This window comes from Rhodococcus qingshengii JCM 15477 (assembly GCF_023221595.1).
Lineage (GTDB): Bacteria > Actinomycetota > Actinomycetes > Mycobacteriales > Mycobacteriaceae > Rhodococcus_F > Rhodococcus_F qingshengii.
Genome location: NZ_CP096563.1, coordinates 3,182,781 through 3,209,458, shown reverse-complemented (window position 1 = coordinate 3,209,458; position 26,678 = coordinate 3,182,781). Strand labels below are relative to the sequence as shown.

1 protein-coding gene is annotated in these 26,678 nt (G+C 64.6%); it reads left to right on the top strand.

Annotated elements, in window-relative coordinates; genetic code table 11:
* The first annotated feature begins 82 nt into the window (after nt 1–82).
* Nucleotides 83–26,659 carry a non-ribosomal peptide synthetase gene (locus M0639_RS14650; RefSeq protein ID WP_064074801.1) on the top strand — a complete coding sequence of 8,859 codons (26,577 nt, stop codon included), beginning with the start codon at nt 83–85 and terminating at the stop codon, nt 26,657–26,659.
* Nucleotides 26,660–26,678 lie beyond the last annotated feature (19 nt).

Sequence of the window (26,678 nt, the reverse complement as noted above, 5' to 3'; positions counted from 1 at the left end):
TTCTCTTCAATCCCCGAGCCACACTTCCCGGCGCTGATCGTGACAACGCTGATCGTCACAACGCTGTGTGGGGGTGGTCGTGATGGATACCGACAAGAGGATCGACCCGCTCACCGGATCGCGAAGCCTGCCGGCAGGAGCGTTCCCCCTGTCTGCGGTGCAGCGCAGCATGTGGTTTGCGCAGCAACTTCACCCGACGGTCCCGTACTTCATCGCGCAGTACATCGAGTTCCACGGCGATTTGGACATGCAACTGCTCAGTCGCGCCGCGGTGGAGGCTGCCCACGAGTTCGAATCACCGTTTCTACGGTTGATGTACCCGGATGGGGAGCCCTGCCAGATCGTGGACTTCACGATCGACCCGGGCATCGACTACTTCGACTTCCGCGAGCGTGAGAACCCTCGGCAGGCTGCCTCGGAGTGGATGGACAACGATTACGCGACGACGCTCGATCTGACTCGCGATCGTCTCGTCGAGATGACAATTCTTCAAACTGGTGATCGGGATTACCTGTGGTACACCAGGATTCATCACGTCGCTCTCGACGGATACAGCGGTATGACGATCGTCAATCGGATTGCGGCGATCTACACCGCAGCCGTCGAAGGTCGAGAGCCTGCGGTGAACAAGGCGCTCGACGTCACGACGCTGTCCGAGCTCGACCAGAAGTACCGCGAATCGAGCCGATTCGAAGCCGACCGCGAGTACTGGGCCCAGCGTGTGTCGGGCGTCGAACACGGTTCGACGTTGGCCACCCGTGAGGGACCCCCGACTGCACGCAGTGAACTCGTCAGTGCCGCGATGTCGGCGAACAGCCTTGCTGCCTTGGACGAGTGGAATTCACGTTCCGGTGCAACTCCGGCCGCAGTGTTGATTTCGGCACTGGCGTGCTACCTGTCCCGCAGTACCGGCTACGACGACGTGCTGATCAACCTGCCGGTTTCCGCGAGGACGACGGCACCGCTGCAGCGGTCCGGCGGAATGCTGGTCAACGTCGCGCCGCTACACATCCACGTAAACCCGGACGAAAGTGTCGACGATCTGGTCGGGCGCGTGCAACTCGAACTTCTCGGTGCGCTTCGTCATCAGCGATGCAGCCTCGAGGACATCCGGCGTGATGCCGGTCTGACCGTCGGCGACGCGCGTCTGTCCGGCCCGATGATGAATGTGATGCTCTTCCGGCAGGAGATAACCCTCGGGCCACTGACCGGTGAGTATCACATCGTCACGTCGGGTCCGGTCGAGGATCTGCTGGTCAACGTGTACCAGAGCGGCGATCCGGCGCAGACGTTGATCGACTTTCGCGGAAACCCCAATCGCTACGGCCACGACGAACTGGCCGAGCACCACCGGGCGTTCACCGAATTGGTCGCAGAACTGACAGCAGCACCGGCCGGTACGCCGATGAACCGGATTCATCCGGCAAGTGCCGAGGCAGGGGCGCGCAGTGCACAGCGCAGGGAACTCGAGCGGTTCTGGGCGAGATACCTGGGGGACTCCGACGAGGGCTCCACACTGGACCTCGAGACACTGGGCCTCGAGCGAATCGACGCCGAATCGGAGCCCACCGGTACGAATCGGCTGAGCGTCCCACTCGATCCCGCGGTCGCCGAACTTGCGCGCACGGAAGGCGTCTCCCTCTTTGCCGTTGTCCATGCCGCATTTGCTTCGTTGCTGTCGAGATCGACCGAGCGCCGGGACGTGCTGATCGGAACGAGGACCGAGTGGGGAACTCTGCCCCTGCGCTGCGAGGTCGATCCGGCGGCACCGTTCGACGAGTTCGTGAGTTCTCTTGCTCGAGAACGCGATACGTTGTCGATTCGATCGGCGGCAGGTGTCCCCGCACTGCCCGAGTTGCACGTCCACCTCAACGACGGCTCGCAGGAGACCACGATTGCCGGCCTCGACGTGGCGATCGACGTCCACGCAGATACCGGCGCCCTCGAGGTTGCGTACTCCACGCAGCACTACGCCGAATCCACGGTCCGAGCCTTCCTCTCGCGACTGGTGCGGATCCTTGCAGGCGCAGCAGCAGCCCCGCGAACGCCGGTCGGAGACCTCGATCTCCTCGACGACTTCGAGCGTGAGTCCCTGGTACCGGCGCGGGGAGCGACCGCGTCCTCCCCGTTGACCCTCCCCGATATTCTCCGCCGGGCCTCGGCTGTGAACCCCGATGCCCCAGCGCTCGTTTTCGGTGATCGTGAGGTGAGCTACCGGGATCTCGACGCCGAGTCGAACACACTCGCCCGTGAACTGATCAACAGGGGAGTCGGCCCCGGCACCTATGTCGCCCTTGCGCTGTCGAGGTCTCTCGAATCGGTGACCGCGACGTGGGCGGTGGCCAAGACCGGCGGTGCCTTCCTCCCGATCGATCCGCACTACCCCGAGGATCGTATTCGGCACATGCTCACCGATTCGGGAGCTGTAGTCGGAATCAGTGTGGGGGAGCACCACGGCGGGCTCGCCGATTCGGTGGATTGGCTGCTCCTCGACGAACTGGACACCTCGCACCATTCCGATGCACCGGTCGACGACGCCGAGCGGCGTACGCGCCTGAGCTACGACGATCCGGCATACCTCATCTACACGTCCGGCTCCACAGGTGTCCCCAAAGGCGTCGTGGTCAGTCACCGCGGGCTGAGCAGCTTCGCCGACGAAGAACGAGTCAGGTTCGGAGTCGAACCTGGAGACCGCACCCTGCATTTCTCTTCGCCGAGCTTCGACGCTTCGGTCCTCGAACTCCTCCTTGCCTTCGGGGGCGCGGCAACGATGGTGATCGCGCCGCCCACCGTGTACGGCGGCGACGAACTGGCACAGGTGATGCGTATCGGACGGGTCACCCACGCTTTCGTCACCCCGGCCGCGCTGGCAACAGTCGATCCCGCCGGCCTACCGGATCTACGAGTGGTCGTGACCGGCGGCGACGCATGCTCACCCGCGCTGGTGGATCAGTGGTCACACGGACGCTCGATGTTCAACGCGTACGGACCGACCGAAACCACCGTCGTCGCCACTCTGACCGGACCGCTGAGCAGCGATGTTCCCGTCACCATCGGGAAGCCGATGCGCGGAGCCGCAACCGTCCTCCTGGACTCGCGGCTTCAACCGGTGCCGATCGGTGTCGCCGGCGAGCTCTATGTGAGCGGTGTCGGTTTGGCGCGCGGGTACCACGCGCGTGCCACGATTACGGCCGAACGATTTGTTGCCGACCCCAACGGTGTTGCGGGAGAGCGCATGTACCGCACGGGTGACCTCGCGCGGTGGAACGGCGAGGGTGAGCTGGAGTACCTCGGCCGGAGCGACTTCCAGATCAAGATCCGCGGTTTCCGCGTCGAGCTCGGCGAGATCGACGACGTGCTGCGCCGCCACCCGAGCGTCGCACAGGCAGTCACCGCCGGAGTTGCGGGCCCGAGTGGGGAAACACTGTTGGCGGCGTACGTCACGGCGGCTGCGGGCACACACATCGACAACTCCGAGCTGGTCGCCCACGCGAGATCTTCGTTGGCAGCCCACATGGTTCCCGCGCGGATCGTCGTCCTCGACTCCATTCCGTTGACTCCGGCAGGAAAGATCGACAGGAAAGCGTTACCGGACATCGATTCTGTGGGCGGGTCGGCGGAATACCGTGCCCCCGAGACCTCGACCGAGAAGCGAATTTCGGCGGTGTTCTGCGATCTGCTCGGTATCACCCGGGCGGGAGCAGACGACAGTTTCTTCGACCTCGGCGGTGACTCGTTGATCGCGACCCGCGTCGTGTCGCGGGTCAACGGAGCTCTCGGAACGACGCTGAGCGTTCTCGACCTCTTCGAGGCGCCGACCGTCTCCGCTCTGGCAGCACGTGCCGACCTCGCGGACTCGCGGAACACACGTGCCCCGGCACTGACGCGTATCGATCGCCCTGACCGGATACCGGTATCTCTGGCGCAGCAACGAATGTGGCTGACCAATCAACTCGATCCGAGTTCGCCGGCGTACAACATTCCGATCGCGGTTTCGATGACCGGCGATCTCGACGTCGATGCACTGTTCACCGCGCTGCGGGACGTCATCGTTCGACACGAGATCTTGCGGACCGTTTTCCCCGAGAGTGCGCGTGGCCCCGTCCAGCACGTTCTCGATGTGGACGAGATGTTCGATCATCTCGAGGTGGAAACGGTACCTGCCGCAGCGACCTCGGCGCGGGCGAGTGAGCTCGCGCGAGAGGGATTCGACGTCAGCGAATCGGTGCCGATCCGCGCGACTCTGCTCGAGGTGAACGAACGCGAGCACACCTTGGTCCTCGTCGTGCACCACATTGCAGCAGACGGCCTGTCGATGGCGCCGCTGGCTCGTGACGTGATGGTGGCGTACGCCTCGCGGGCGAGCGGACGCGTGCCGGCGTGGCTGCCACTCGAAGTGCAGTACGGCGATTTCAGCGAGTGGCAACGCGGAGCGCTCGGTGAAGCGTCCGACCCGGATTCGATTCTTGCCGAGCAGTTGCGGTTCTGGTCGCACACGCTCACCGAACGCGGTGAGCTCGCGGAACTGCCGATGGATCATCCGCGCCCTGCGGGTGTCTCGCTGCGCGGTGACGATCTCGATTTCCGGATCGACTCCGCGACGTACCGCCGGGTCGGCGAGATCGCGGCGCGCAGCGATGTCAGCGTGTTCATGGTGATCCACGCCGCGCTGGCCGTCCTGCTCAGCCGAGAATCCGGAGCGAACGACATCACGATCGGCACTCCGGTGGCCGGGCGGAGCGAGCGCGCTCTCGACGACGTCGTCGGAATGTTCGTCAACACGGTGGTGCTGAGGACGGTTCTCGAGGGGGGACTCACCTTCGGTGAAGTTCTCACCCGCGTCCGCGACGTCGACGTGGCGGCCTTGCAGCACACCGAAGTGCCGTACGACGTACTCGTCGAATCCCTCGCAGACAACCAGGCGCCGCTGTTCCAGGTGATGCTGGTGATGCAGGGCGCCGCTCCCACCGAGGTCACTTTGCCCGAGCTCGAGGTCACGGTCGACGAACTGTCGACGGGCGCGGCAAAGTTCGATCTTCAGGTCATTCTCACCGACCGCGGCGACCATCTCGACGGCCAGTTGAACTACGCCAGCCAGCTTTTCGACTCGGACACCATGTCCGGCCTCGCTGATCGCTTCACGATGCTCCTCGACGCGGTAGCTGCCTACCCGGAATCCGTCGTCGGCGACGTCGATCTCACAGCTCCGGGCGAGGCGGAACTGGTCCTCGAGCGTTGGAATGCCACCGAACACGCCGTACCGATCACCACCCTCTCGGACCTGGTGGCGGAGCAGGCAGCCCGGACACCCGAGGGGGCCGCGCTGGTCTTCGGCGAGCGGACACTGACCTATGCGGAGTTCGACGCGAGGGTCGGTGAACTTGCCAGAACCCTCATTGCCCGCGGGGTCGGCCCGGACATGCGCGTCGCGGTGTCGATTCGACGGTCACCGGAACTACTCGTCGCGGTCCACGCCGTGATCCGTGCCGGTGCGGCATACGTCCCGGTGGATCCCGATCATCCCGCCGAGCGCATCGCGTACGTCTTCGACATCGCGGAACCGATCTGCGTGCTGAGCCGGCCCCAGGACCACGGCGCTTTTCCCGCGCGAGTCCCGATCGTGGACGTCGATCTCGATCGTCAGGTGTCCACGACGGCGCCGATCACCGACGCTGATCGGCTCGGACCCCTGCGCCCGGACAATGCTGCTTACGTGATCTTCACGTCCGGATCGACGGGTCGACCGAAAGGTGTTGCAGTATCACACCGTTCGATCGTCAATCGCCTGCTGTGGATGCAGGACACGTACCCCCTTCACGCGTCGGACGTGGTGCTGCACAAGACCCCGGTGACCTTCGACGTCTCGGTGTGGGAACTGTTCTGGCCCCTGCAGACCGGCGCGCAGTTGGTGATCGCGGAACCGGACGGGCACCGTGATCCCGGGTACCTGTCGGCGTTGATTGCCGACAGAGGCGTCACGACGGCGCACTTCGTTCCGTCGATGCTCGCGGAATTCGTCGCTGCCGCGACTGCCGGGCAGTGTGCGAGCCTGCGTCAGGTGTTCTGCAGCGGTGAAGCCCTCGCGCCTACCACTGCGGAGGCGTTCACCCGTCTGAGTTCTGCGGGACTGTTCAACCTGTACGGACCCACAGAGGCTGCCGTCGACGTCAGCGCCGCCGAATTCACCCCCGACATGACCGTCACCGTTCCCATCGGTGCGCCCGTGTGGAACACCCAGCTCTATGTCCTCGACGGGCGGCTGCATCCGGTTCCGGTCGGCGTTCACGGCGAGCTGTATCTGGCGGGAGTGCAACTGGCGCGTGGATACCTCGGGCGCAGCGATCTCACCGCCGACAGGTTCGTGGCCGACCCGTACGGCCCGTCTGGCACCCGGATGTACCGAACCGGTGATGTCGTCCGGTGGCGCGCCGACGGGCTGCTCGACTATGTCGGTCGACGCGATTTCCAGGTCAAGATCCGCGGCCAGCGCATCGAACTCGCCGAGGTCGAAGCAGCATTGCTCAGGCTGCCCGGTGTCGCGCAAGCTGCTGCTCTCGTCCATCACGACGACGTGGTCGGTGACAGTTTGGTCGGCTACGTCATCGCCGACACCGGCACTTCGATCGACACGGACGGCCTACGCACCGAGTTGAGAGGTCTCCTTCCGGCCTACATGGTTCCCGCTGTGGTCATCGCCCTCGACGTGTTCCCTCTCGGTTCGACCGGCAAGCTTGATCGGAAGGCTCTGCCCGCGCCCAGCTTCGACAGTTCGCAGACGTATCTGGCGCCGCGAACACCGCTCGAAGCGCAGTTGGCGGCGATCTTCGAGGAGCTTCTGGAATCCGGGGCAGTCGGTGTTCACGACAACTTCTTCGAGATCGGCGGAAACAGCCTCGTCGCTGCACGCGCTGTGGCGCGCGTGAACGATTCGCTGTCGTTGAACTTGTCGATCAGAGAGTTGTTCGACGCGCCGACCGTTGCGCAGTTGGCGGTCGAGTGCGCCACGGCACGAGGGGGACCGGCAGTCCTTCCGCTCGAGGCATTGCCGCGGCCACAGACGATCCCGCTGTCGCTGGCACAAAAGCGCATGTGGTTCGTCAATCAATTCGACGTCACGTCCGCGGCGTACAACGTCGCCATAGCGATCAGGCTGAGAGGCCGGTTGGACGTTGCCGTGTTGGCGGGCGCGATCACCGACGTGCTTACTCGCCACGAATCGCTGCGCACGCTGTTTCCCATGGTCGAGGGAGTGCCGGCGCAGGTGATCGTCGAACCCGGTGAAGCGTTGGGCGCGCTGCCGGTTGTCGCCGCGAACGCCGAAGCGGTACTCGGGCAGATCGAACGTCTCACCTCGAGGGGCTTCGACGTCACGCAGGCTCCACCGATCAGGGCGGAACTGATCGAGGTCGACGAAGAAGATCACGTCCTGACCGTGGTCGTCCATCACATCTGCGCCGACGGATTCTCGATGGCACCGTTGGCGTTCGACGTGATGAGCGCGTACTCGGCAAGGCATCGAGGTGAGGCGCCCGACTGGTCTCCTCTTCCGGTCCAGTACGCGGACTTCGCCATCTGGCAGGAAAGGGCTCTCGGTCGGATCGACGAAGCGGACAGCACTCTTGCCGGTCAGCTCGAGTACTGGACACGTCAACTGGCGAGTGTTCCCGAACTTCTTGCGCTCCCCGCAGACCGACCGCGTCCGCGTGTGCAGGATCTCTCGGGCGGCGTCGTTCGATTCGACATCGATGCCGGCATCCACCGTCGTCTGAGCGAAACCGCGATCGAACACCGAAGCAGTATGTTCATGGCGGTACACGCCGCATACGCAGTGCTCGTGGCGAGATTGTCCGGCATGGAAGACATCACGATCGGCTCACCGATCGCCGGGCGCGGAAATGCCCTGCTGGATCCGATGGTCGGTATGTTCGTCGGCACGTTGGTCCTGCGCGCCGACGTCGACCCCGCCGCCTCGTTCACCGATCTGTTGGCCAGAGTTCGCAGCACCGACCTCGACGCCTTCGCTCACGCAGACGTCCCCTTCGAGCGCGTCGTCGATGCGCTGGCTCCGGAGCGGTCGACGTCGCATTCACCGTTGTTCCAGGTGATGCTGGAGTTCAAGAACACCACTCGGCCAGCAGTTAGTCTGACGGATTTGGACGTCGAGGTCCTCGAACTCGAATCCGCCGTCTCGAATTTCGATCTGCAACTCACGCTTGCCGAGACCTTCGACGACGACGGCCGGCCGGCCGGAATCGAGGCCGGGTTCACCTACGCCAGCGCCCTGTTCGACGAGTCGACCGTCGAAGGTTTCGCTCGATACCTGGTTCGGATTCTCGGTGCTGTCACCGAATCACCGCACACGCCGGTCGGCGACATCGATCTCGTGAGTGATCTCGACACGATTCGCGCCGTCGCACCGGAACTTCCCGAGCAGGTTCACTTCTCGACGTTGCTCGAGCGCAAGTACGTCGACGAACCGCAGAGGACTGCACTGATTTTCGGCGACCGCCATCTGACCTACTCCGATCTGGACCACCGCGCCAACCGGCTTGCACGACTGTTGATCAGCCGCGGGGTCGGTCCGGAATCCGTTGTCGCCCTGGCATTACCACGCTCACTGGAATCCGTGGTCGCGATCTGGGCGGTTGCCCGGTCCGGCGCTGCATTCGTACCCGTCGACCCGGCGTATCCCGTCGACCGCGTGCACCACATGATCAACGACTCGGGAGCGGGCGTCGTTCTCACCACCGCCGAGCATGTGGGTGTCGTCCCCGACGAGGCAGACGCCGTTCTGCTCGATCAGGCAAAGACACTCGCAACCCTCGAACAGATCGGTGATCAGCGGATAGGTGCCTCGGAGCTGCTGGCTGCGGTGTCCCTGGACAACCCGGCCTATGTCATCTACACCTCCGGTTCCACCGGCGTCCCCAAAGGCGTCATGGTCACTCACCGTGGGCTTTCGGCACTCGCCGAGCAGGAACGCAGTCGCTTCCGCGTCGAGTCGACCTCGCGCACGCTGCATTTCAGCTCACCGAGCTTCGACGCCTCGATTCTCGAACTCCTGATGGCTGTTGGTGCCGGGGCCACGATGGTCATCGCCCCACCGAGCATCATCGGCGGAACCGAACTGACGAGTCTGATCGCCGACCAGCACGTCACGCACGCCTTCATCACACCAGCCGCTCTGGCCACGGTCGATCCGAGCGGACTGAACGAGCTGGTGTGCATCGGAACCGGCGGCGACGTCTGCCCACCCGACCTCGTCGCCGCCTGGGTCAGCGATCACCGGATCATGATCAATGCCTACGGACCAACCGAATCGACGGTCGTCGCCAGCATCACCGAGCCGATGTCCCCGACCGATCGAGTGACGATCGGTCGCCCGTCGACAGGCATCAGCGCGTGGGTCCTCGACAATCGCCTGCACCGCGTCCCGGTCGGAGTGACGGGAGAGCTGTACGTCAGCGGCGACGGACTCGCCCGCGGTTACCGAAACCGCGCCGGCACGACCGCCGAACGATTCGTGCCCAATCCCGCGGGCAGTGCGGGCACACGGATGTACCGAACCGGTGACCTCGCCAGGTGGAACAAGAACGGCGAACTCGAGTACCAGGGTCGAGGCGATTTCCAGGTCAAGATTCGCGGATTCCGCATCGAACTCGGCGAGATCGAGGCAGTTCTGGCTCGCTATCCCGGCGTTGCACATTCCGTGGTGACCACGCTCGAACGTGACGGAGGCGCCGCACGGATCGTCGGATACGTCGTGCCTGCCAACGACGCTCAGACTGTGGATCCCGAGGCCGTCATCGCGTTCGCGGGCTCGGCTCTGGCCCCGTACATGGTTCCTGCGGTCGTGGTCGTTCTCGACGAACTGCCGATGACTGCCAACGGAAAGCTCGACCGCCGAGCCCTGCCGGTTCCCGACTTGCGAGCAACCCAGGCACGCTCGCGGGCCGCCGAATCCGATACCGAACGCACGCTGGCCGCCTTGTTCGTCGATGTCCTCGGTGTCGAATCGGTGGGCGTCGACGACTCGTTCTTCTCGATGGGCGGCGATTCGATCATGTCGATTCAGCTCGTCGCCCGTGCCCGCGATGCCGGGCTCGTCTTCACCCCGCGTGACGTCTTCGAGGTGAAATCGGTCGCCGGTCTTGCGGTTTTGCTGGCATCGACCAAGGACGACGAACCCGAGGTGCTCGAGGAACTTCCCGGAGACGGCGTGGGCCACGTGCCGTTGATGCCGGTGGCTCAGTGGTGGCTCGACCGGCTCGGCTCCGATCTCCGAGGTCTCGATTCGTTCTCCCAAGCGACTCTTCTCAACGCGCCGCACGGGCTTCACAGTGTGGAGCAGTTGACCGCGGCTCTTCAAGTTGTTCTCGATCGTCACGACATCCTTCGCGCACGCCTCGAGCTCGACGGCGAGCGCAGGCTTGTTGTCGGCGAGCCGGGATCTGTTGCAGCCGAGAATATTTGCCGGGTGATCGAGGTAGAGGCCGAGCCGGGCACCGCGGTGTTCGACGCGGCGATCGTCGACGCACTGGGCGGTGCGCGTCGAGAACTCGACCCCGGCCGGGGCGTGATGGTGCGGGTCGTCTGGTTGTCCGGCGTGCGCAACACCGGCCGGCTGCTCCTGGTGATCCACCACCTCGCCGTCGACGGTGTCTCCTGGCGCGTCCTCGTGCCGGAACTTGCGTCGGCTTTCCACCGCATCGATGCAGGCGAGGAACCGGAGCCGTCGTACTCGGGCACGTCGGTTCGTCGTTGGTCGCATGCGCTCCGCGACATCGCGCCCGATCGAAGAGTCGAATTGCCCCGGTGGCGTTCGATACTCGAAGGTGCCGACCCGCTGATCGGAACCCGGCCGCTGGACCCGCGGCTCGACACGTTCGATTCGGTCGGCCGAGTTGTCGCCGACGTACCCGTCGAACTGTCCGACACAGTCCTGACCACGCTTCCGGCGCTTTTCGGTGGATCAGTCAACGACGGTCTCGTTGCTGCTCTCGCACTGGCACTGACGCAGTGGAGGCAGGCACAGGGCATACGAACCGACAACGTGCTCATCTCGATGGAGGGCCACGGACGCGAAGCTCACGTGGTGCCCGGTGCGGACGTCCTGCACACGGTCGGCTGGTTCACCAGCGTCTTCCCGATGCGGATCGACCTGGCCGGCATCGACATCGCGGAAGTGATGAGCAGCGCCCCAGAGGCAGCGGTGGTGCTCAAGCGTGTCAAGGAAGAACTCTTGGGTGTTCCGGACAGCGGCATCGGCTACGGAGTTCTGCGTTACCTCGACGAGGTGGGTCGAGCGGAACTCGAAGACCTCCGCCAACCGCAGATCTCGTTCAACTATCTGGGCCGTTTCTCCGGCACCGAAGCAGGAGAGTCACTGGGGGACTGGGCACTGGCCCGGGACGTCGATCTGGAAGCGGCAGCGCGGTCCGAGATGCCAGTGGGTTCGGTCCTGGACGTCAACGTCGTCACCACCGAGATCTCGGGCGCACCGCACATCGGTGCCACTATCGCCTATCCCACCGGCGTGCTGGCAGAGCGCGATGCTCGCGCCATCGCCGACCTCTGGGTGCAGGCGTTGCGCGCGCTGGCCACCTATGCCGAACACAGCGAACGCGGGGGACTCACCCCGTCCGACATCGACCTGATCGACCTCGACCAGGATTCCATCGACCACCTCGAGCGCGAGTTCCCGACACTGACCGACGTCTGGTCCCTCTCACCGCTGCAATCCGGACTGCTCTTCCACGCCCGCTACGCCGAACACACAGTCGACGCGTACACCGTCCAACTCGCACTCGAACTCGACGGCGTCGACGCGTCCCGGTTGCACCGTGCCGCACAGGCACTGCTCGACAGACACGAGAACCTACGCGCGGCGTTCACGACCGATACCGGTGGACGATCGGTGCAGGTGATCAACGCAGACGTTGACGTGCCGTGGACCGAGATCGACATCTCTCCGTTGGCCCCCACCGAACAGGCGACCGAGATACGCGAGCTTCTCCATGCGGATCGGGTCCGCGGCTTCGACATGGCCACTCCGCCCCTGCTGCGGTTCCTGCTTCTGCGAACCGGTGACGACGCGTATCGGTTGATCCTGACCAACCACCACATCCTCCTCGACGGATGGTCGATGCCGCTGCTGGTCCGCGACCTACTGACGCTCTACGCGACAGACAGTGATCACAGTGCCATCCCACGCGTACACCCCTACCGGGACTATCTGAGCTGGATCAGCACTCGCGACGACAGCGTGTCGATCGAGGCCTGGGGCGAAGCACTCCGCGGACTCGACGACCCGACGCTGCTCACCGGAACTCACGCCGTCGACGAGGACGGCGCTACCTCACGCTCGACGACCACAGCGCTCGGAGAAGGTGAGACGGAACTTCTGCGTGGATTCGTCCGCTCCCGTGGCCTGACGATAGCCTCCTTGATCCAGGTGGCCTGGGGAATCGTGCTCGCCGAACTCCTCGGCCGCGACGACGTCGTCTTCGGTGGAACCGTCTCCGGCCGACCACCCCAGGTGTCCGGCGTCGAGTCGATGGTGGGTTTGTTCATCAACACCGTCCCCGTCCGAGTTCGCCTCGATCCGCGAGAGTCCCTGGCGGCGCTGTGCGTTCGCGTCCAAGCGGAACAGGCGCGGTTGTCCGATCACCATCATGTCGGGCTTTCGCATATCACTTCGGCTGTGGGGTCCGCTGCATCGTTCGACACGCTGACTGTGTTCGAGTCGTATCCCGTCGACCGCGGTGGACTCTCCTCCGGTACCGACATAGCCGGAATGCACGTTCTCGACGTCCACGACGCCGAGGATGCCGCGCACTATCCACTCGCGATCGTCGCCTCTGCGGCAGACGGGCGACTGCGGCTCAAATTCGAGTATTTCCCGGGAGTCCTGGGCGATCACGACATCGACGCGATCGCCGACCGGCTGCTCCGCACCCTCGAGCTGATCACCGCGCAACCGGATCTCCCGCTGGCGAAACTGCGCCTGATGCCGGATTCGCAAGTGCAGCAATTGGTTCCCGCGCGCGGCCGGCAGGGCCGCTCGGTCAGGACACTCGATCGCATCTTTTCGGACACCGCGAGCAGATTCCCCGAACGGGTCGCACTGTCCTGTGGTGAGAGAAAGATGACCTATCGAGAGCTGGACGAGGCGTCGAACCAGTGGGCGCGCGTGCTCATCTCGGAAGGCGCCGGCCCGGACTCACGGGTGGCGATCTGTGTGGAACGCTCCTTCGAATCCGTCGCAGCGGTCTGGGCGATCACCAAGACCGGCGCCGCCTTCGTGCCGATCGATCCTCGCTACCCGAGTGACCGGATCTCGTTCATGCTCGAGGACTCGGCATCCTCGCTCGGATTGACCACGGCTGCCCACAGACCCGGCGACGGCGGTGTGACGAAGTGGCTCGAACTCGACGACCCGACGAGCATCGCTCGGCTCTCCGGAGTATCCGCGGCGCCGCTACGCGAGGACGAGCGCCGGGGAACCCCGCGGTTGGAGAACACCGCCTACCTCATCTACACCTCGGGCTCGACCGGCCGACCCAAGGGCGTCGTCGTCACGCACACCGGTCTCGAGAACTTCGCCGACGAACAGCGTCATCGCTACTGTCTCACCGAGAATTCACGCGCACTGCATTTCGCCTCTCCGAGCTTCGACGCCTCCGTTCTCGAGTACCTGCTCGCCTTCGCCGTCGGCGGCGAACTGGTCGTAGCTCCCACCACCGTCTACGGAGGAACCGAACTGGCCGACGTTCTCCGCGAGGGACATGTCACCCACGCGTTCATCACGCCTGCAGCGCTGACGTCGGTGGATCCCGAGGGAATCGACGAACTGACCACCATCACGGTGGGCGGCGAGGCGCCCTCGGCGGACCTGGTGCGCACCTGGGCGCCGGGAAGATCGTTCGTCAACGTCTACGGACCCACCGAAACCACCATCTCCTGCAACCTCAGCGACCCCATCCCGGCCGGCGAGAAGGTCTATCTCGGACCGCCGAACCGCGGATTCAGCGAGGTCGTCCTCGATCGCAGACTTCAACCGGTGTCCGTCGGAGTTCCCGGCGAACTGTATGTCGCCGGAGTCGGACTCGCGCGCGGCTATCACGGGCGCTCACCACTGACGAGCGAACGATTTGTCGCCAACCCGTACGGCGAGCCGGGGGAGCGGATGTACCGCACGGGCGACGTGGTGCGCTGGCGCAGCGACCGCACCATCGAGTACCTCGGACGCAGCGACTTCCAGGTCAAGATCCGCGGCTTCCGTATCGAACTCGGCGAGGTCGACACGGCGTTGGGTCAGCTGCCCGGCGTGGAGTACGCGGTCACGTTGGCGGTGCGCGGACCCTCCGACGAGCAGGCCTTGGCGGCATATGTCGTCTGCGACGACGAACGCCGGGTGAGCGCCGAGGACATCCGGGCGGCGGCACGGGAGCTACTGCCGGCACACATGGTGCCCGCAAGCGTCGTCGTGCTCGACGAACTACCGCTGACCGGCGTCGGCAAGGTCGATCGGGCTGCTCTTCCGGCGCCTCGTTTCGACACCGATGCCGAAACACTCACTGCACCGGCCACCGAGTTGGAACGGCTGGTGGTGGGCGTTTTCGAGGACGTGCTCGGAGTGTCTCCGATCGGTATCGACACTCACTTCTTCGACGTCGGCGGAAACTCACTGACCGCGACCCGCGTCATCGCCCGCGTCAACGCACTTCTCGGCACCGACATCGGCGTTCGAGGACTGTTCGAGTCTCCGACAGTTCGGCAGCTCTCGCGTCTGGCGGAGAGCGTCGGCCGCGGAGAGAACCCCAGACCACCGTTGACTCGGCGATCCCGCCCTGACCCACTGCCCGTGTCACTGGCACAGAAGCGGATGTGGTTCCTCAACCAGTTCGACGTGACGTCCCCCGCCTACAACGTTCCCCTGGCAGTGCGCCTCGACGGCGATCTGGACTTCGCCGCATTGCAGGCCGCGGTAGCGGACGTACTGGGGCGCCACGAGAGCTTGCGGACGAAGTTCCCCTCGATCGACGGACAGCCGGTTCAGCAGGTGATGTCCAGCGACGAGGTCATGCCGATCCTGGAACCGGAAATCGTCACTGCTGCCAGAGTGTCCGATCGAATCCTCGAGCTGGCCTCGGCAGGCTTCGACGCCTCGGCCGAAGTTCCGATCCGCTGCGCGGTCCTGCGCGTCGACGGGGACGAGCGCAGGCACGTACTCGTGATCGTCGTCCACCACATCGTCGCCGACGGGTTCTCGATGAACCCCCTCGCAGCGGACGTGGCAGCGGCTTACGCGGCCCGCAGTGCCGGCAGTGCGCCGAACTGGTCGGAACTGGCCGTGCAGTACGGCGACTTCGCTGTGTGGCAGCACGAAGTGCTCGGCTCCGAGGAAGATCCGGACTCGGCTCTGACCCGTCAGCTCGATTACTGGAAGGACCGACTCGCGGGACTGGGCGAGCCGATCGCGTTGCCGACGTCGTTCCCACGTCCGGCAAAGCCGTCCATGGTCGGCTCGGTCCACCGGTTCGCGGTATCGCCGCAGACCCATCGGGCGCTGACCGACCTGGCCCGTGAGCACGGCACCACCATGTTCATGCTCATGCACGCAGCACTGGCGGTACTTGCGGCGCGCCTGGCCGGTACCGAGGACATCGCCATCGGGACACCCGTCGCCGGCCGCGGCGAGGCCGAACTCGATCACCTGGTCGGTATGTTCGTCAACACTCTCGTGCTGCGAACACAGATCACGCCCGACGCGTCGTTCGAGGACGTCCTCGCCCAGGTTCGCGAAGGCGACCTCGGCGCGTTCCAGCACACCGATTTGCCCTTCGAAAGGTTGGTCGACGCACTCGACCCGGAACGCTCGACTTCGCACACTCCGTTGTTCCAGATCCTCATCGAGTTCCGCAACAATGCACTCCCACAACTCGAATTGCCGGGGCTGTCGGTCTCGGGAGTCGAGTTCGACCTACCCGTCGCCAAGTTCGATCTGCAACTCTCGGTCACCGAGCGTTACGACGCGGATGGCGGAACGGATGGAATCGACGCCGAATTCATCTACGCCACAGACCTGTTCGACGGTGACTTGATCGATTCGTTCTCACGCAGACTGCTCACCATCCTCGAGGCGGTCTCGCGAGAGCCGTCGACTCCTACCGGTGACATCGACGTCGTGAGCGCCGACGAGCGTCGACAGATGCTGACCGAGTGGAACACTCACGCCGAACCGGCTCCAGCGGACAACATCGCGGACCGATTCTTCGAGGCTGTTGCAGCACATCCGTCGTCGACCGCGGTCAACGACAGCGACGGCGCCATGACGTACGCCGAACTGGACGGGCGCGCTAACCGCCTGGCCCGGCTCCTGATCGGCCGCGGTATCGGTCCGGAATCCGTGGTTGCCGTTGCAATGCCCAGAACCACCGATCTCGTGCTCGCCCTCGTCGCCGTCATCAAAACCGGAGCGGCATACCTGCCGGTCGACATCACCTACCCGGCCGAGCGCATGCGGTTCCTCTTCGACGACGCGCGGCCGGTATGCCTGGTCACGACCGGAGACTTCCGAAGGGACCTACCTTCGGAGATCATCGAATCCGGCATCGACATCGTCGAACTCGGATCGCCGGAGATCGCGGTACGCCTCGATCACTCCGCGCCCCATCGCATCACCGACGCGGACCGGACGACACCACTTCTGCCCGACGCGGTCGCGTACATCATCTACACCTCCGGATCCACAGGGCGCCCCAAAGGTGTCCAGGTCAGCCACCGCAACGTCCTGACTCTGATGGACAACACCGCCCCGACGTTCGGGTTCGACGACACGGACGTGTGGACCATGTTCCACTCGTACGCATTCGACTTCTCCGTCTGGGAGCTGTGGGGGCCGCTGCTACACGGGGGCCGGCTGGTCGTCGTCGACTACTACACGACCAGATCACCGGACATGTTCCACGAACTGCTCCGCCGTGAGCGAGTGACGGTCCTGAACCAAACGCCCACCGCCTTCTACCAACTCGCCGAAGCCGACCGTGCGTACTCACCGAACGGCACGGGTCCCGACCTTGCACTGCGTTACGTCGTCTTCGGTGGCGAAGCGCTCGACCTCGGGCAGTTGCGCAAGTGGTACGACAGGCGGCCCGACACGGCCCCGACGTTGGTCAACATGTACGGGATCACCGAGACGACAGTGCACGTCAGTCGAATCGCACTCGACCGCAACGACAGCGAGCACGCGTCGGCGAGCATCATCGGGCGAGCAGTACCGGGATTGTCCGTCTACGTACTCGATCGGCGACTGAACTTGGTACCACCAGGTGTCGTCGGCGAAATGTACGTCGCCGGTGATCAGGTGACTCGGGGATACCTCGGGAAACCCGCATTGACTTCGGTGCGGTTCCTTCCCGATCCATTCGGTAGTTCGGGGGATCGAATGTATCGGAGCGGGGACCTGGCGAGGTGGAACGACGCGGGGCAGTTGGAGTACGTGGGCCGCAGTGATTTCCAGGTGAAGGTGCGTGGTTTCCGCATCGAACTCGGAGAGATCGAAGCCGCAATGCTCCGCTGCCCCGGCGTCGCGGCCTCGGTAGCACTTGTTCGAACGGAGGGAGCGTCACCGCGGATCGTCGGGTACGTGGTCGCCGAAACAGGCAGTACCGTCGATTCAGCGACGGTGACCGACTTCGTCGCCGCCGAACTCGCGGAGTACATGGTGCCCACCGCGATCGTCGTCCTCGAATCGCTTCCACTGACGGTCAACGGAAAGCTCGACCGACGCAGCCTCCCGGCTCCGGACTTCACCGTCACGGGAACAACCGAGGCGACGCGGGCGCCGGCCACCGCTACCGAAGCGGTCCTCGCGGACCTCTTCGCGGAGGTGCTGGGTCGGGGCAGTATCGGAGTAGACGATTCCTTCTTCGGTCTCGGCGGCGATTCGATCATGTCGATCCAACTCGTCTCACGGGCGAAGTCCGCAGGCCTCGTCTTCACTCCGCGGGACGTCTTCGAAGCGAAGACCGTGGCCGGCCTCACCAAAGTGCTCCTCATCGAATCATCGGAAACGGCACCGGTTCTCACGGAGCTACCCGGCGGGGGAGCCGGCCCGCTACCGCTCACGCCGATCATGGAGTGGCTCGTCGAACGCAGTCGCGGTGACCTGAGCACGATCCGCAGTTACAGCCAGAGCGCGCTGATCGCACTGCCCGCGGATGTCTCCGGCCCCGCGCTGGAACGAGCATTGCAAACGATCCTCGATCGTCACGACGTGCTGCGGGCGCGCCTGGACGCCGCGACTCACCAACTCGAGATCCGCGAGCCAGGGAGCATCACCGCCCCCGACATCCTGCGCCGAACCTCCATCGTGTCCACCAGCGGCGAAGAATTCGTCGCCGCTGCGGAAACCGCGATGCAGGACGCATCCGGCCGCCTCGATCCCGAACACGGGAAGATGATCAGCGCAGTCTGGTTGGATCCCGTCAGCTCGAACGGCAACCGGGCCGAAGCCGGACGGTTGCTCCTGGTCCTTCATCACCTCGCGGTCGACGGTGTGTCCTGGCGCATGCTCGTCCCGGGCCTGGTCACTGCTTATGCCTCGGCGTTCGACGGAGAAACACCCATACTTCCGCCGGGCGGAACGTCGATACGTCGCTGGGCGACAGCGCTCGCCGAGACCGCTGCGCTGCGACGCGACGAGATCGACCTGTGGTCGAGAATGCGGACCGACGAGCCATTGCTCGGGGCACGCGGGCTCGACCCAGCCGTCGATGTCGGAGCCACCGTCGACCGAGTCAGCGTCGACGTTCCGACCTCCGTGACCGAGAACGTCATCTCGACGGTGCCTCAGCATTTCGGAGGCTCGGTGAACGACGGGCTGCTCGCTGCTCTCGCGATTGCCGTTACCGCCTGGCGTCGATCGCGCGGACAGCGCAGCGGGGACGTGCTCGTCAACCTCGAAGGGCACGGCCGGGAGGAGAACGCCGTACCGGGCGCCGACCTCTCGCGCACGGTCGGTTGGTTCACCACCTTGTTCCCCGTCCGGATCGATCTCACCGGACTCGATGTCGTCGATGCACTGGCCGGGGGATCAACCGCCGCCTCCGCCGTGAAACTCGTCAAGGAAACGCTGCTCGGCCTGCCCGACAACGGAATCGGGTTCGGCATCCTGAAGTACCTCGATCGAAACGAGGAACTTCGTGAGCTGCCCACGCCGCAGATCTCGTTCAACTACCTCGGACGATTTGCCGGCTCGGATCCCGAGCACGGCGAAGTGCCGTGGCTGCCGATCTCGGAAGTGACCCTCGACGAAGCGCACAGCGGCGAATTGGCCGCCGCGTCGGTGCTCGACATCAACGCCGTCACGACCGATACCGCACACGGTCCGATTCTGCGCGCTACGTGGTCCTTCCCCCGCGGCATTCTCAGCGAGGCCGAAGTCACCGAACTGGCGGAGCTCTGGGCCCGAGCACTGGGCGCACTGAGTGAATACGTGGAGGAACACTCCGAGCGCGAGCTCACGCCCACCGATCTCGATCTCGTCACCGCGGATCAACAGAGCATCGAACAGCTCGAGCGCAGATTCCCCGACCTGACCGACATCTGGTCACTGTCACCTCTGCAGTCGGGCATGCTCTTCCACGCCCAGTTCGACGAAACCGAAATCGACCCGTACATGGTGCAACTGACCCTCGAGCTCGGGGGTCGGGTGGAGGCGCCGCGCCTGCGCCGCGCCGCGCAGGCCTTGGTTGATCGTCATCCGAGCCTGCGCGCGGGATTTGTCTCCGCACCGGGAGGGCGGGCACTGCAGGTGATCCGTTCCGGTGCCGACATCGGCTGGGCCGAGATCGACCTGTCCGGGGCCGAAGACAGTGAAGTCGCGTTCGGTCAACTGCTCGAACGCGATCGCGCTCATCGTTTCTACATGGAAACAGCCCCGTTGATCCGCTTCATGCTCGTGCGAATCGGACCGGACACAGCACGCCTCGTCGTGACGAACCACCACATCCTGCTCGACGGCTGGTCCACCCCGCTGTTGCTTCGAGACCTGCTCACTCTCTACGCAACCGACGGTGACCCCGAGATTCTGCCCCGAGTTCAGTCGTATCGCGACTATCTCTCCTGGATCTCGAAGCAAGAACCCGAGACTTCGCTACGGGCGTGGCAAGAAGCGCTACGGGGCGTCGACACGTCCACCCACCTCTCGAGGGCAGACACCGCCGCCGAAACCGTGGCAAGTGAAATCCACTCGTACTCGCTGCCGACCGAACGAGCCGAGACTCTTCGGGCGTTCGCGCGAAGCCGCGGTCTGACCATGGCGACCCTGGTACAGGTGGCATGGGGAATCGTGCTCGCCGAACTTCTCGGACGCGACGACGTCGTCTTCGGCGGAACGGTCTCAGGACGCCCACCACAGGTGCCCGGCGTGGAATCGATAGTCGGCCTGTTCATCAACACGGTGCCTGTCCGAGTCCGCCTCGACGCCCGAGAAACCCTCGCCGAAATGGCCATTCGCGTCCAATCCGAGCAAGCGTCACTGCTCGACCACCACCACATCGGACTGTCGGACATCGCCGGAGCAGTCGGCGCCGCCGGTTCCTTCGACACCCTGACGGTATTCGAGTCGTATCCCGTCGACGAGACAGCCCTGACCGCCGAAACCGACATCGCGGGAATGCACGTTCTCGGCATCGACGGACGCGACTCGGCGCACTATCCGATTGCCGTGGTGGCGTCCGAAAGTGACACGCTGAATCTGAAGATGGAGTACTTGCCGACGCACTTCTCCGCCCGCGAAGTCGCCAAGATCACCGAGCGCGTGGGCATCGTCCTCGGGCAACTCGCCTCGGCACCAGATCAGCCGCTGGCCCGTCTGCAGGTTCTCACGGAGTTCGAGAGCCGTGATCTTGCGCCGGTCTTCGGCTCCCCGGGGCGCTCCGCGCGAACGCTCCCAGAGATTCTCGCCGACGTCTCTGCCACCTATCCCGACCGCATCGCGCTCTCGGCCGGCAGCCGTTCCATGACCTACGCCGAACTGGACCGGCGCTCGAACCAGTTGGCCAGAGCCATGATTCGCCGCGGCGCCGGGCCCGAGACGTCGGTTGCCATCGGCATCGAAAGGTCCGTCGAATCCGTACTCGCGGTGTGGGCGGTGGCCAAGACCGGCGCAGCGTTCGTCCCCGTCGACCCCACCTATCCGGCTGACCGAATCGAACACATGCTCAGCGACTCCGAGGTGTTGTTCGGGTTGACCGTCGTCGACGCCATCGACACACTTCCACCCATCGTGTCCTGGTTGGTGCTCGGAGAAGAGGCATTCGACGACGACGTCGCCACCAGTTGCACGCTGCCGATCACCCAGGACGAACGGCGTGCACCGGTGGTCATGGACAACGCCGCCTACGTGGTCTACACCTCGGGATCCACCGGCCGACCCAAGGGAGTTGTCGTCACCCACACCGGACTCGACAGCTTCGCACTCGACCAGCAGCGTCGATTCCACGCAGATCACCACTCTCGAACCCTGCACTTCGCCACCCCCAGCTTCGACGGAGCCGTCTTCGAGTACCTGCAGGCATTCGGTGTCGGAGCCACCATGGTGATCGTCCCGACCGACATCTACGGCGGCGCCGAACTGGCAAGTCTCATCCGCCGCGAACACGTCACTCACGCGTTCGTCACCACGGCAGCGCTCGCCACCGTCGACCCGGCCGGCCTGGACGAGTTCCGGCACGTCGTCGTCGGGGGAGAGACACTACCGCCGCATCTCGTCGGCCTCTGGGCTCCCGGACGAGAATTCGTCAACGCCTACGGCCCGACCGAGACAACCGTCATGGCAGACATCAGCGAACCCATGACAGTGGGCGCACCCATCACGATCGGTGGACCGATCCGCGGCGTGCACGAGATGATCCTCGATTCGCGCCTGCAACCCGTACCCGTCGGAGCTCCCGGTGAGCTGTACATCGCCGGCATCGGCCTGGCTCGCGGATACCACCGGCGTCCCGGCCTGACCAGCGAGCGATTTGTCGCCGACCCCTTCGGCAAGCCAGGCGACCGGATGTACCGCACGGGCGACATCGTCTCCTGGCGAAGCGATCACACCATCGAATACGTCGGGCGCAGCGACTTCCAGGTCAAGATTCGCGGATTCCGCATCGAGCTCGGCGAGGTCGACGCCCAGATCACCGCAATGGCGAGTGTCACGAATTGCGTGACACTCGGCGTCGACGGACCGGCCGGCGCCACAGTTCTCGCGTCCTACCTCACCGTCGAGGAAGGATCGACGCTGACCGGGGCAGAGATCACCGCGCACCTCGCCGGACGTGTTCCCTCGCACATGGTTCCGGCCAGCATCATGATCGTCGACGAGCTACCGCGCACCGCGGTCGGCAAGCTCGATCGAAAAGCGTTGCCGACGCCGGAGTTCACCGGAACCGGTGTGGAATTCCGGGCGCCCGGCACCAGCCTCGAACGTCGGATCGCCGATGCGTTCATCGACGTACTCGGCGTCGAGCGGGTCGGCGTCGACGACAATTTCTTCGAGCTCGGCGGCAACTCGCTGATCGCCACTCGCGTGGTCTCGCGGCTCAACTCCGCACTGAACATCGACGTCGGGGTGCGCGTGCTGTTCGAGGCACCGACGACGGCTCAGCTCGCCGAACGGCTCTCCAGCGCTGTCACTGCCGTCGGCGCTGTGCCGCTCACTCCCATGGAGCGCAGTGGCAGCGTCCCGCTCTCGTTGGCGCAGAAGCGCATGTGGTTCCTGAACCAATTCGACACACGCTCAGCCGCGTACAACATCCCACTAGCTGTTCGCCTTACCGGTGACCTCGACGTCACGGCCATGCAACAGGCCATCGCCGACGTCGTCGAGCGGCACGAAACACTGCGGACGGTGTTCCCCGCCGTCGGCGGCGATCCGATTCAGCAAGTGCTCACCGTCGACGAGGCAGTACCGCCGGTCCGTGAAATGACGTTGGGGGAGGACGAGCTCGCGGAGCGCATGCAACGACTCGCCACGACCGGCTTCGACGTGTCGGTGGACCTGCCGCTGCGCGTGGCACTGTTCCGACTCGACACCGCTGAACCCGTTCACATTCTGTTTGTCGTGGTCCATCACATCTGCGCCGACGGATCGTCGATGGCGCCGCTCGCACGCGACGTGATGACGGCCTACCTGGCCCGTACGGCAGGGACCGAGCCCACGTGGGCGCCGCTCGAGGTGCAGTACGCAGACTTCACGTTGTGGCAGCATCGCGTCCTCGGATCGGAAGACGACCCGGAATCCGTCATCAGTCGCCAATTGCACTACTGGAGTGAGCAACTCGCCGGACTCGACGACGTCATCGCACTGCCCGCCGACCACCCGCGACCCGTGCAACAGACCTTCCACGGTGACCGATTCACCTTCGACATCGACGCGAACACCCACCGCGCCCTCGCGGACCTCACCAGGGCAAACGGTGTCACGATGTTCATGGCGCTGCACGGCGCGCTCGCAGTGCTGATGTCCAAGTTGTCGGGCGCCGACGAAGTCACCATCGGCACACCGATCGCCGGCCGAGGTCAGGCAGCGCTCGACCATCTCGTCGGAATGTTCGTCAACACACTGGTCCTGCGAACCAGCGTCGATCCCGACATCACGTTTGCCGACCTGTTGGAGCACGTCCGGGAAATCGACCTGGCCGCATTCCAGAACTCGGACCTGCCATTCGAACGGCTCGTCGACGTCATCAACCCAACCAGATCCACGTCGTACTCACCGTTGTTCCAGGTCGCCCTCGAACTTCAGAACAACGAACCCGCACATTTCCACCTACCCGGCCTCGACATCGACGGACTGACCGTGGAAACCAAATTCGCGAAGGAGGACCTGGAGCTGATCGTCGACGAGAAGTTCGACGAGTTCGGCATCCCGGCTGGGATGTCCGCAGCCTTCGACTTCGCAACCGATCTCTTCGAACCCGCCACCATTCGTCGGTTTGCCGACCGACTGCGCCTGATCCTGGACGCTGTCGGACGCGAACCCGCAACACGTATCGCCGACATCGGCATCCTCGGCGCCGACGAAACAGCTGCCCTGGTGCCGGCATCCGGTGCCGCCGCGACTCGAGCGCGGGTGTGGCCGGAGATCCTCGCCGAAGCAGTCGCCTCGAACCCGGATGCCCCAGCCCTCTCGAGTCGCGAGAGGTCGATGACCTACCGCGAGCTCGACGAGGAATCGACGAAGCTGGCGCGCGCGCTGTGTCGGCGCGGCGTCGGTCCCGAAGATTTTGTGGCGCTGGGTCTGCCGCGGTCCACCGCGGAGATCGTCGCGATCTGGGCGGTCACGAAAACCGGTGCAGCATTCTTGCCGGTCGACCCGAACTATCCCGACGATCGCATCAACCACATGCTCGACGATTCGCGGGCCGTACTCGGCATCACCGACGACGCTCACCGCAGTCAACTTCCCGACACGGTCGAGTGGATGGTCCTCGATGAAGCCGAGACCGTCGACGAGATCGACGCCCAGAGCGCAGCCGCGATCACCGATCGCGACCGCACGATCCCCTTGCATCACGGGCATCCCGCGTACCTGATCTACACCTCGGGTTCAACCGGGAAGCCGAAGGGCGTCATCGTCACCCACCTCGGGTTGTCAAACCTCAACGCCGAGGAACATCAGAGATTCAACGTCCAGCCCTATTCGCGGATCTCTCACCTGGCATCACCGAGCTTCGACGCCTCGGTCTTCGAACTCATGATGGCATTCGGCAGCGGAGCGTGCCTGGTCGTCATCCCACCGACGGTCTTCGGCGGATCCGAGTTGGCCGAAATCTTTGCCGACGAACACGTCTCACACGCGTTCATCACTCCGACCGCGCTCAGCTCGATCGAAAGCTCCGCGCTACCCGAACTCCGCGTACTCGCAGTCGGTGGCGAAGCCTGCCCACCCGAACTCGTGGACATCTGGGGCCGCGACCGTCGCATGTTCAACGGATACGGACCCACCGAATCCACCATCCAGGCCAGCGTCAGTGAACCCATGCGGCCGGGCAAGGACATCAACATCGGACGACCGGCCATCGGCTTTGCCGGACTGGTCCTCGACGGGCACCTCAAGCCCGTGCCGGTGGGAGTCATCGGGGAGCTGTACGTGACCGGCCCCGGACTCGCCCGGGGATACCACAATCGTCCCGACCTAACCGCCGACCGATTTGTCGCCGATCCGTTCGGCGAACCAGGCCAGCGGATGTACCGCACGGGCGACCTGGTGCGCTGGCGCTCCGACAGCACCCTCGAATACCTGGGCCGCAGCGACTTCCAGATCAAAGTCCGCGGATTCCGCATCGAGCTCGGCGAAATCGACTCTGTCCTGATGGCACACCCATCCGTCTACTTCGCCGCCACACTCGGGCACGAAGCGCCGTCGGGGGAGACGATGATCGCCTCCTACATCCAGCCCGTGGAAGGACAGACCGTCGACGACTGGGAGCTTCGCCGCCATCTGTCTTCTCGCCTGCCCGCGCACATGGTTCCCGGCGCGATCGTCGTCGTCGACCGCATTCCGGTGACACCGGTCGGCAAGCTGGACCGCAAGGCACTGCCGACCCCGAGCTTCGAGCGACGCACGGTCCCGTACGCACCGCCGACAAACAACACCGAACGAACGGTCGTCGACATCTTCGAGACCGTGCTCGGGCACGAGCACATCGGCGTCGACGACGACTTCTTCGAACTGGGCGGAACGTCGATCGTGGCCACTCGCATCACCATCGAACTCGAGAAGCGTCTCGGGATGCGAGTGCCGTTGCAATCGCTTTTCCTGGATCCGACACCTGCCGGAGTCGCCCGGGCTGCCGACGGAATGGACGCACACTCGCCGGACGATTCGTCGGATCTTCTCGCCCCGATGATCACGCTGCGCGCCGGATCCGATCGTGCACCACTGTTCTTCGTCCATCCGGGTATCGGATTGTCCTGGGGTTACGCAGAATTCGTCAAGCATCTCGAGCTGGATCAACCCGTCTACGGTCTTCAGCTACCGTCCCTGAGCGGCGGGCCCAGCTTCGACTCGCTGACCGAACTCGCCGACGACTACGCGAATCGCATTGCAGCCGTGGCATCGACCGGCCCGATCCATCTGGCCGGCTGGTCGCTCGGCGGCGTGATCGCACACGCCGTGGCACACAGCCTCACTCGGAGCGGACGTGACGTGACTCTGTCGATACTCGACAGCTATCCGTCGTCGGATTCCGATCAGCCCGCAGAACTCTCGGTCTCCGAACTACTGGCCGGGCTCGCGATGCCGGCGGGATCCAAGACGGTCGAGACCTTCGCAGAAGCGGCGGAATTGCTGGAGCAGACCCTGGGTGCCGGAATCGGAATCGAAGCGGAGCATCTGGCGCGGATCAGTCGCGGTTACTCCCACTCCGTCGAATTGACGAATCGGCACCAACCGCCTGTCCACGTTGGAGCCATCGAGTTCTTCGTAGCCGGAAGATCTACGGAGAACGGACACGATGTCGCCGAATGGCGAAGGTTTGTAGAAGGGGACATCCGAGTCACCGAAGTCGATTGCGAACACAACCAGATGATCGAACCGGGTCCGGCGGCAACCATAGCTGTACGATTGCGAGAAGTTATCGCTCAGTGGGGTGTCTGAACCAGGTTCGACATGGGTA